The organism is Nocardia sp. NPDC058176, assembly GCF_042883805.1.
In the GTDB taxonomy this organism is placed as follows: Bacteria; Actinomycetota; Actinomycetes; order Mycobacteriales; family Mycobacteriaceae; genus Nocardia.
The window spans coordinates 1-1,047 of the sequence record NZ_JBHVVA010000020.1; the positions used below are offsets into that span (position 1 = coordinate 1).

Below are 1,047 nucleotides of genomic sequence, written 5' to 3' on the forward strand. Positions count from 1 at the left end.
AGACACGCGCGTATCAGGAACGCCTTCAAGAAGAGATTAACCAGGACCGGGAAGATCACGGAAAAAAACCATTTCCTCCGGACAAGTTTGAGAAGGAAGCGAAGAAAGAAATCAAAGAAAGCACCACCGATCCAGAGAGTGGTTACTATGTGAAGGATGAACGGACGAAGCAGTTCGCCTATTCTTTTCACGCAGCCGCGGATCGTAACGGTTTTGTGCTTGGCACCATGGTCACACCTGGCAACACACATGATAGTCAGATTTTAGAGCCATTGGTCGGAAAGGTCATAGAGAGAGTCGGAAAGCCTGAAGCGGTCGCCGCAGATGCCGCGTACAAAACTCCTGCGATTACCCGTTACTTATTGGAACAGGGGATGACCCCTGCCTTGCCATACACACGACCACGTACGAAAAAAGGTTTTTTCCGAAAACATGACTATGTGTATGACGAATACTTTGACTGTTATCTTTGCCCGGCAGGTGAGATCTTGGCCTACTCGACAACGAATAAAGAAGGATATCGGGAGTACAAATCGCCAAAACAGATTTGTGCGACATGCCCATTTTTAGCCAGATGTACGGAGAGTAAAGACCACCAGAAAGTGGTGACGCGTCATATTTGGCAGGAATACGTAGAAGAGGCAGACCATCTTCGCTATCACGCAGAGGTGAAAGAGATTTATGCCAAACGTAAAGAAACCATTGAGCGTGTATTCGCAGATGGAAAAGAAAAGCATGGCATGCGTTGGACAACGTTAAGGGGACTTAAAAAATTGTCGATGCAGGCGATGCTTACTTTCGCTGCCATGAACCTGAAGAAGATGGCCAACTGGACGTGGCAAGGTCCAAAAATGGCCTAAATGATGAACTCGAAGAGGTCTGTCTTTTTATTAAATAGCTTCAAATCCCATAAAAAGCTAAAAAGGGGTTCGGAATGAGACCATTCCGAACCCCTTTTGTCGACAAACTGAACAGCGCTTTGATAGCGCTGTTTTTTCGGTTTTTACTCGATTTTAAATTGTTTCGTCAGATCACGAAGCTCTTCTG

Annotated in this window: 1 protein-coding gene; it reads left to right on the plus strand. The window is 45.8% G+C overall.

Features of this window, described 5'->3' with window-relative positions:
• The coding region (locus ACFVVM_RS34325) for an IS1182 family transposase (protein ID WP_387626866.1) at positions 1-860 on the plus strand (860 nt) is incomplete at its 5' end.
• Positions 861-1,047: the final 187 nt, after the last annotated feature.